This is a genomic window from Capnocytophaga sp. G2, from assembly GCF_035282625.1.
Lineage (GTDB): Bacteria > Bacteroidota > Bacteroidia > Flavobacteriales > Flavobacteriaceae > Capnocytophaga.
Genome location: NZ_JAYKBU010000028.1, coordinates 1 through 9,306, shown reverse-complemented (window position 1 = coordinate 9,306; position 9,306 = coordinate 1). Strand labels below are relative to the sequence as shown.

The following is a 9,306-nucleotide window of genomic DNA, read 5'->3' as shown; positions in this document are numbered from 1 at the left end:
GGCTGTGTAGCCTTAAAGATGTTTTTTGCCTCAAAAGTAAGTGGTTTTAAGGAGAAGTATAAAACCAAGTTCTATATTTATGTAAGTGCTGCTGTATTTGCTTATGCAGTTGTTCCTCTGATGGGGTATAGCCGCCTTTTTATAGACAACAACCTATATGAGTTTATCTTCTATCAGATAGCTTCATTAGGACTGGGAATACTCCACTGCTTTTTATATCGTTACTACTTTAAGAAGTTTGAGTCAAAAGAGGCACTCACTGAGTATCTCTTTGCTATCCTGATAGTAGCCTTTGCAACCATTCCATTCTTGCTTATTTATTCCTTCCTCAATAACGTAACCTTTGCTTATTGGATGTTGATGCATTTCTTGTGGTTTTTTGTGCCCACCTTGCTTAATGACAGTTTTAACAGAGCTATCAGCATACCCCCTGTGGAGTACGAGTCTTGGCAGTTCCCTGCTGATTACAAACAAAGAGGAAGTATCAAGGATGAGGAAATGCGTGATTTGGTACTCATCTCTTTAGTAGTAAAGAAGGAAGAAACAGATGAGAATTTTAGTTCTTTTAGAGCAAAAGCACCCTCACGTATTGATTTTGGGAGACTTTTCTACAGTTTTGTGTTGGACTACAACGAAAAGCATTCTAATGAACCCATACAAACAGAAGATGACAACGGCTTATGCCGCTGGATTTTTTACTTGCAACCTAAGTGGTATGAGAAAACGCGATTTATTATTCCAGATGGCACACTTCTTTCCAATAACATCGTTGAGAACAGTGTGATATTCTGTATAAGAAAAGAAGGTGTAGACAGTAAACCTGAAGAAAAGGAGGAAGAGGGCGAAACCTATGAATTTCAATAGTATAACCCTAAGATGACACGCTTATGAGTCGTATATACAAGGTAAAGAAAGGGGATACCTTACAGTTGATTGCTGAGAAGTTTCAAATCTCAGTGAGTGATTTGCGGCATTATCATAATATGCGTTGTGAGCTGTGGGAACTATTGGAACAAAAGCTAACTTCCAAAACGGAGCGCATTATTCTTCCTTCAGAAGAAGAACTCATCATCTTACAAGAGCATCAACAGGCTGTACTAGAAGAACAAGAACGCCCTTCGCGTTATTTGGATAAGAAGTTTTATGCAAAGGATTATGATGTAAAAGAAGTCGTTCTTACCTCAGATAAAGAAGTAAAAACAGACTATTCACTTTCTTTACAGATGGAAAAAGCCGAAAAAGGTTGGAGTATGATTGTAAATACAACTTATCAGGAGGCTGATACTAAATTTACCGAGTTAGCAACGGCTTGTATGCAGGCGATTCAACCATTAAAATACCATCTATCTGTAAATGGAGGTATTACAGATATAGAAAACCACCGAGAAATCATTGAGCGATTTACGCAAAAGCGTATTGATATAGAAGGTTATTTTGAAGGAGAATTAGCCAAAAGCTATACCGATACCTTCTATGAAAAACTGATAGATAAGGAATATATATTGGAACGCTTACAGATGTCGTTCTTAAATCAGGTACTTTTCCCTCGTATGGAGTGGTTTCATAAAGAGAACGAAAAATGGGAAGAGGAGTTTTGCCCCGTGCAGGGCAGTGCTTTTATTCCTTATGAGTTAGAAGCAGAAGTGGTATTTGAAAAAGAGGAAATTGTAACAATTGTAAAGGGTGAGTTAAAGAGGAATTATAACCTATGGGATTTGTTGGACGGTATTAGAGCTATAGATGATATAACTCCCATTAGAAGTAGTTTTGAAATTACATATAGAACCCAAAGAGATACACAGCAACTTCTCAAAATAGATGCAGAGATAACGCTCTATAATGAAGGAAAATTGTATAGAAAGAATAGTATCAATCTAAAATCTATAAAACACTAAAAATATGCCAGACAAAATAGCAATTACATTCGATGAAAAAAATAAGCCAACAACCAAAGGAGGAACTTTTTACGTTACCATAAATGGCGAAAAAACTTCTAAAAGATATAGATGGTGTATCTATAAGAAGGGAAATGGTAATCCTTTTATTAATGAGATAAAAGAAGATAAAAAACCATTGGAACCAATGAAATTTGGATCTTTTGGAAAAGACGGAGGTACATTTATTATTAAAATATATGATGCTGAAAAAGTAAAAGGAAAAGAAAATTCTGAGCTAAGTAAATTCTCAGAAGAGGCTTCACTTGAAATAGAGATTAAAAAAGAAGAAGAGAAGCCAACAACAAGGCATAATATTAAACCTGAGATTTTAGAAGTACACCTTATAAAAAAGGGAACAGGAAGTATAACAAAGGTAAGCTATCAAGATACTTTAATAGCTATTGCAAAAACACAAGGGTTAGAAGGTAAAAAAATTACGTTTAATCTCTATGAACGTGATGAAAAAGACAGAACTCACGTCAAAGATTTCTTAGCGGAGGTTGATAGATATGGTATGGCAAGAGTTGAAATTCCTTTATTAAGCAATAAGAAAGTATTTCAATTTTTAGCCAATCAAAAAGCTCCTGAAAATGGGGAGGGAAACAAACACGAGTTTTTTGTAACGGCGAGTTTTGGTTTGAACAAAAATATGATAACCAAGGATAGCAATGAGGTTCAGGCACATCTTAAAAAAAATATCAAAAATGCCTATTTTGTAGATGCTAATGGAAAGAAAGTCAATAAAATACAAGTTGGGGACTCTGTACGTGTTTGTATAGAGTCTGAGGATATGATAGGAGTTTTAGTTAGGTATACTATTTTAGAGAAAGACGTTATAAAAGACGATGTGATTTGGCTTAGAAAACTTGTTATTAACGATGATGTTCATACTGATAGTGAGATTACAATAACAGAAAACCTTTTTAAAAAAGGGATAGACTTTTTTGGAATAGACAGCGATTCAGAGAGACAGAATTATTATATAAAAGTAGAAGCCTATGCGGGTAAGAAAGAATCAAGTACTTTTGAACTTAGCTTTGAGAGTGTAGTTTATGATGTTGGAGTAAGCCCCGTAAAAGTAATGGTTGATGATGGGAAGAAGAAAGAAGAGGAGAATAAAAAACAATCTACAATAGTAACTTACCACATTTACCATGACGGACGCATAGAAAAGCACATACCTAAGAAAATAGCAGAAGAATTTAAGCAAAAATATAAATACGTGTATCACGATGAAAAAGGCAATGAACACGAGGTTTGTATAGCGGAATGGCATAAAGTTAAAATTTGGGAAAAAGGAAGTAGAAAAATTGGGGATACAAAAACTGGAGGTATTTGGGAAACGAGAGTAGTTGATGGCAAAACAAGATATTATAAATTAGGAAAAAGAGAGAGTGAACTCATTAAGGTTCCTTTCCCTATAAGCTATGTGAAAAATAATGTTATAATAAAGTTAGCGGATAATACAACAAGAGAGTATATAAATCCTCTTGCTTTTGCTTCTTTATTAGGAGCCATTGCAATGTGCGGTTATGAAGATTTTTCTTTTAATGGGTCAACAAGTAAAGATGGGACAGGAGCACCGAGCGTAACTCATATAAATGGTATTTCTCTTGATTTTAGATATTTAAGAAAAGATAAATTAATTAAGAGTTTACACATTAATACAAACCCTAATATGTTGGATGTAGAACGACAAGAAAAATTTATAGATGCTCTTTGTCTTTTTGGCTATTCTTCTTTTTATAGTTATTACATAAATTTGAATAACAAATCTAATTTTATACTGAAAAACTCTACACATATAACAGATCATCACCACCATTTACATATTAGAAAAGAAGGCTACAACCCTAAATATAAAGAAATAAAATTATGAAAAAACAATTTTTTACATTTTTTATATTAGTTACAAGTGTTTTTTCTTGTAATAATACTCAACAAAAAGCTAATGTTGATAATAAGAATACCTTTGTAATGAAATTGTCAGATTCTATTACAGAAAATAACAAAGTTTCAATCATTACAGATAGCATTATTAGAGGAGAAGGTGTTGTTTATTTATTGGAAGGATTTAAGGAAATAGAAATTTTAAATACAGATAAAACCTTATTTGGTAAAATCTGTTCTTATGAGGAAGTAAATCGTTTTGATAATCAAAAATACACAACTTATAAATTACAATTTCCTACCGATATTATTGTAAGAGAAATTATTCCAGATGTTGAAATTCAAGTATTTAGTTTTGACGCTCAAAACCCTAAAACAAATAAAGATTATTTACTTATATATGTAAATGGAGAACAAAAGTTAATTTCAAAACAAGTTGAATATTCTTTTGTTACTTGGGAAGAATATATAAAATCTGCATTTATTCGATTAAAAGAACAAGATGAATTTTACTATAATGTTTTAGAAATAAAAAATGATTCTATGTTAATTAAATCAGTAAATGTTGATTGTGGTCAAGGAGATGACGAAAATTTTAAAGAAATTACAAAATGGGTAAAATGGAAAGAAAATAATCGTAAATTAGTTAATTTTAGTTTTTGTTATTAAATTCCAATTTAAAACCTTTGATGTAGAACAACAAAATAAATTTAACGATGCATTATATTTATTTGGTTGGGGACGATTAGAAAAAATGTATTCCGAATATTTCACTTACAATGGTAATAGCAAATATCTTTTAAACCATACGAAACATATGAAAAAAACAGGAGTAGGAGGATATAACCATTATCATCATCTACATTTAACAGGATTTGACCATAGTTTAATTAAAATAATAGAAAAATGAAAAAGATAATTTTGTTTTTATTACTTACTAATTTTATAGCTTGCAAGCAAAAACCAAACATTACAGAGAAAGAAAGGAAAAAAGAAATTACAACTCAGCAAGAGTTAAGTTATCCTAAAAAAGAAATTTCGTTTGATGATTTGGAAGAAATTTTGTTACCTTTTTGCATAGAATCACCTTTGAATCCAAGTAATAATTACTATGGAGAAATAGATACTTTTTTGATATATCATAAATTAAAAAAATCATTAGACAAAGAAATCAATACCCTTTTTCATAAAGGTACGATTGATTTTTTGACAGAGAAAGATAATTCTTTTTTTAAACTTTTTCCTTATTATCAGGATAGAGAAGATTCGCCACCTTTTGCTGTAAAGAAAATTAAAATAAATGAGGAGGTTATAGGGGTTTTTTATGTATATATCAAAATTTCAGAATTAATAATACCTCGAATAGAGTTGCAAACATTTGATAAACAAGGAAATTATATAGATAGCTTAATTGTTTATTATAAATTTGTTTCGGAGTGTTCGGGGGATAGACATTTTTGTATAGATAAAAATTTTTTGATAAAAATTAATACAGAATTTGGTTGTGCTCCCGAGGTGAATGAAGGGGAAAATCTCCTTTTAGAATGGAAAGATGTATTTAAAATTACAGAAACGGGAAAGATAGTAAAACAATAGAATTAATTTATCATAAAAAAGAATAATACATTCATTTTAAAAACCCTTACCTTTGCAAAACAAATAAACAAGATAGAACAATGAACAATCTACTCACCCATTATCCTGTGAATTGGATAGACGGAATGAAGCTAAGCAGCAGCCATTTTATTGCTGAGCAGGACTTTGTTACCGACAGCGTTAGAGATGCCATAGCCCTGCAAACCACAGACCTTAACTATGGCTTACAACCTATGGCAGGCGATTCGGTAAAGATGCACGTGCTGATGGATCACTACAACCAGTTGCAACTAACCCTTGAAGAGTGCTACGCCGTTACTCCTAATGGAATACGTATACAAATCAGTGCCTCACAAGAAGGACAGACCTTAACGCTGAGCAAGGATATGATAGAGATGAAGGGTAATGCCATTTTTTCTGTGTTTATCACCGCTGAATTGTTTAAACCAACCCCTTATGGAGAGGCAGCAGCACAAGAATACCCACCGCGTATTCCTTTTTTGCGTCCTACCTACTCCCTTTACCTCTATACAGATGAAGAATTAAAGAATTGAGGTGTCAGAATAATTTCATATATTTGCACTCTGAAAATACTTTGACACCTCAATTAAATTTTTTGATCATCAAGTTAATGGAATAAAAATAATAACACAAAGGTAAATTCTATTTTATATTGCATAAATATCTTAAAAAACAAATGAAAAAACAAAAAATAAAATTATTACTTATTAGTTTATTTTTAATAGGGACAGTGAGTTCTTGTGAAAATGTTGTTAATAATAACACTGAAAAAGATCCACTAAATGAATCATTAAGTATCGAATCTGATACCAAAATAAACAATCCACTAGCGAACAAAAAGTTTTATTATTTATATAAAGATGAAGATGATGGAGAACTCTTTCTTGCTGTATACCCATATCTTGAAGACGATTATGATATGGCTAAAATTATTTTTACTGACTCAATGCTTATTAATGGTCGAAATATTATGGAACCACATGAGTGGAAAATAGAAAGGGTTTCCCAACAAGATTCTCTTTTAATCTATTACTTACAAATGATGGAAAATCCAGAAACTCAAGATACTTTTTATTTTAATTATAATGAAAAAAAAGGTATTTTATATAGAAAGTTATATAGAAAGGATAGAGATACGACTTTTATTTTAATAGATTCTTTAAAGAGTAATAGTGTGAGAAAAGTAAAAGCAGAGTGGATACTATGATTTATATCTCAGTTATGTTCTAAAAAAAAGATAACAGAAACCCTATTTAAGAAAGGAATAGATTTAAATTATTTAGACCCTGATGCAAAAACACAAAACTATTATATAAAGGTAGAAGCCTATGCAGGTAAGAAAGAATCGGGTACTTTTGAACTTAGTTTTGAAAGTAAGCGAATTGAAGTGAGTAAAAGCCCTGTAAAAGTAAAGGTTGGAGAAGTAAAGAAAGAAGAACCATTAGAAGAAGGGGCTTGCCCACATTGTCATAAAAAGCATATTGATTTACAAGGTGATAAAAAGAAGTTTGAATTTCAAGGAAAAGGTAATAAAAATTGTAATCTAACTTGTGTAAAAATTATTAAAAAATTTGGAATTATTCCTGAAGGAGCGGAACATACACTTAACAGGACATTTAAAGAAACTACAATAAAAAATGGCAAAAAAAATGTCAAAAATATCTATATAAATGATACGACAACTGATCATTATGTAGTCATAATTGGAAGAGATTGTGATAAAGGAAAAGTTAGATATATATTCTGGGATGTAGGTTCTGATGATGGCGGAAAAGAATGGTATTTTGAAAAACAAGAAGATGGCAGTCTTATAGCTCCTAAAGCACATAATTCTAAAACATATACAGTAACACAAATAAGACGTAATAAAAAAGAGGTGATAAAAGAGATAAAAAATGAGAAAACAAATAAAACAAAATATGAAATTATTACTTATTAGTTTATTTTTAATAGGGACAGTGAGTTCTTGTGAAAATGTTGTTAATAATAACACTGAAAAAGATCCACTAAATGAATCATTAAGTATCGAATCTGATACCATATCTGATACCATATCTAATGCACAAGAACATTGTGATTTTGAAGATTTTATTAAGGAAGAGATTGGCTATTTAAATGGCGGTTTTAATAGCAAAGGAAGACTCGATTTAGGGAACATTGATATAAGTTCAATGCTCTCTAAACCATCTTTTCCTTATGGGGTTATTCCTTATATTGGGTTTATTGATATAAAGATTAAAAGAAGATTAGAGATTAATTTTCTAAAAATAGAAAAATCAACAACAAATGATAGTCTTTATATAGCAAAAGGGAAAACAAAAGTTGGTAAAAATGTAAGATTGTTTGAAGGAGATATAAAAATCAAACATATATATTTTTTTGCAGAGCATTCTAAAGGTTTAGAGGATGATATGGTGGGGAAAATAAAATCACAAGGAATTATCATTGCTGATTATTATTTTAGAGAAGATAAAAAATTATCAGCTACGGGTATCTTTGAAGGAAAGGTTTTATTAAGATGGTATATTAACAATAAAGGAGTGTTTTTATTTGATGATATTGAAGAATATTCAGATGACTATAGAAACAACCAATTTGTAGGGACTTGGACAAGTTATAAGACAGGAGTTAAAAAAGTAGCTAATTGGGGCATTTGTCGCATCCCTTGCTCAGGAGACTTAGATTGGGGTGCAGCTGAATTTTCTCCTGCTCCTGAATATAAAAAATATGGCTGGGAAGACTATAAACCTTAAATAAAAAACCCTTACCTTTGCAAAACAAATAAACAAGACAGAACAATGAACAATCTACTCACCCATTATCCTGTAAATTGGATAGACGGAATGAAGCTAAGCAGCAGCCATTTTATCGCTGTACAGGACTTTGTTACCGACAGCGTTAGAGATGCCATAGCCTTGCAAACCACAGACCTTAACTACGGCTTACATCCTGTGGCAGGCGATTCGGTAAAGATGCACGTGCTGATGGATCACTACAACTGCCTGCAACTAACCCTTGAGGAGTGCCACGCTGTTACTCCTAATGGAATACGTATACAAATCAGTACCTCACAAGAAGGACAAACCTTAACGCTGAGCAAGGATATGACAGAAATGAAGGGTAATGCCACTTTTTCTGTGTTTATCACCGCTGAATTGTTTAAACCAACTCCTTATGGAGAGGCAGCAACACAAGAATACCCACCGCGTATTCCTTTTTTGCGCCCTACCTACTCCCTTTACCTCTATACAGATGAAGAATTAAAGAATAAGGATTTTGGCGATGAGTACCTTATGATTGGAAAGGTAATTGTAGAAAACGGACAAGTGCGCTTGGATGACACCTATATTCCACCTTGTAGCTGCGTGATAGCACACCCTTCCTTACAAAACCTCTACCATCGCATTCGCAGCTTTTATGCTAAGATGGAGAACTACGCCATACAAATCTCACAGAAAATCCATATCAAAAAGCAGAATAATGAGCTATCAGCAATGATAGACAAGATAGATGAGCGTATGTTGGTGTTTTTAGGGCAGGAAATCAACCGCTTTGAACTGCTGTCGCCTTATAACCCACCTTGTGAATTACTGCTTTCAGTAACAGCCTTTGCACGTATTGTGAAGAACTTTACAGATGCTCATTCAGGAGCAGGCAAAGAGGAACTACTGAACTATTTTTCTGAGTGGTGCAACCTTACCCAAGGTGCTTTTGAGCAGGTATTCAATACCCTTATCAACACCCACTACAACCACAACCATATCCGCAAGCATATCAAAGTAACAGAAGAGTTTATGGACTTGATAGAAGACTTGTACAACAACCTAAGCCGCTTGGATTATATCGGCAAGAAACCCGATGG

General features: G+C 32.4%; 10 protein-coding genes. All 10 read left to right on the top strand.

From position 1 onward, the window contains the following. Positions 1-864: TssN family type VI secretion system protein (locus tag VJJ03_RS11295; protein WP_323975670.1), on the top strand; the 864-nt coding region annotated here is incomplete at its 5' end. 23 nt (positions 865-887) lie between these two features. Beyond that, entirely contained in the window at positions 888-1,895 is a 1,008-nt protein-coding gene (locus VJJ03_RS11290; RefSeq protein WP_323975669.1) for a LysM peptidoglycan-binding domain-containing protein, read from the top strand. Between the two features lie 4 nt (positions 1,896-1,899). Next, entirely contained in the window at positions 1,900-3,816 is a 1,917-nt protein-coding gene (locus VJJ03_RS11285) for a hypothetical protein (RefSeq protein ID WP_323975668.1), read from the top strand. Then, a complete protein-coding gene (locus tag VJJ03_RS11280; RefSeq protein WP_323975667.1) occupies positions 3,813-4,496 on the top strand; it encodes a hypothetical protein in 684 nt (227 codons plus the stop codon). The genes VJJ03_RS11285 and VJJ03_RS11280 overlap by 4 nt, the downstream gene beginning before the upstream one ends. 237 nt (positions 4,497-4,733) lie before the next feature. Next, a complete protein-coding gene (locus tag VJJ03_RS11275) occupies positions 4,734-5,423 on the top strand; it encodes a hypothetical protein (RefSeq protein WP_323975666.1) in 690 nt (229 codons plus the stop codon). Positions 5,424-5,503: 80 nt separating this feature from the next. Next, on the top strand, positions 5,504-5,977 hold the full coding sequence (locus VJJ03_RS11270; protein ID WP_323975665.1) for a hypothetical protein: 474 nt from the start codon (positions 5,504-5,506) through the stop codon (positions 5,975-5,977). A 143-nt stretch (positions 5,978-6,120) separates the two neighbouring features. Next, positions 6,121-6,651 carry a hypothetical protein gene (locus VJJ03_RS11265; protein WP_323975664.1) on the top strand — a complete coding sequence of 177 codons (531 nt, stop codon included), beginning with the start codon at positions 6,121-6,123 and terminating at the stop codon, positions 6,649-6,651. 180 nt (positions 6,652-6,831) lie between these two features. Next, a complete protein-coding gene (locus VJJ03_RS11260) occupies positions 6,832-7,383 on the top strand; it encodes a hypothetical protein (protein ID WP_323975663.1) in 552 nt (183 codons plus the stop codon). After that, the gene (locus tag VJJ03_RS11255) at positions 7,340-8,197 is read left to right on the top strand and encodes a hypothetical protein (protein WP_323975662.1); all 858 of its coding nucleotides are present in this window, start codon (positions 7,340-7,342) and stop codon (positions 8,195-8,197) included. The genes VJJ03_RS11260 and VJJ03_RS11255 overlap by 44 nt, the downstream gene beginning before the upstream one ends. A gap of 45 nt (positions 8,198-8,242) precedes the next feature. Further along, positions 8,243-9,306, top strand: a 1,064-nt coding sequence (locus tag VJJ03_RS11250; protein WP_323975661.1) for a hypothetical protein, incomplete at its 3' end; no start/stop codon positions are given.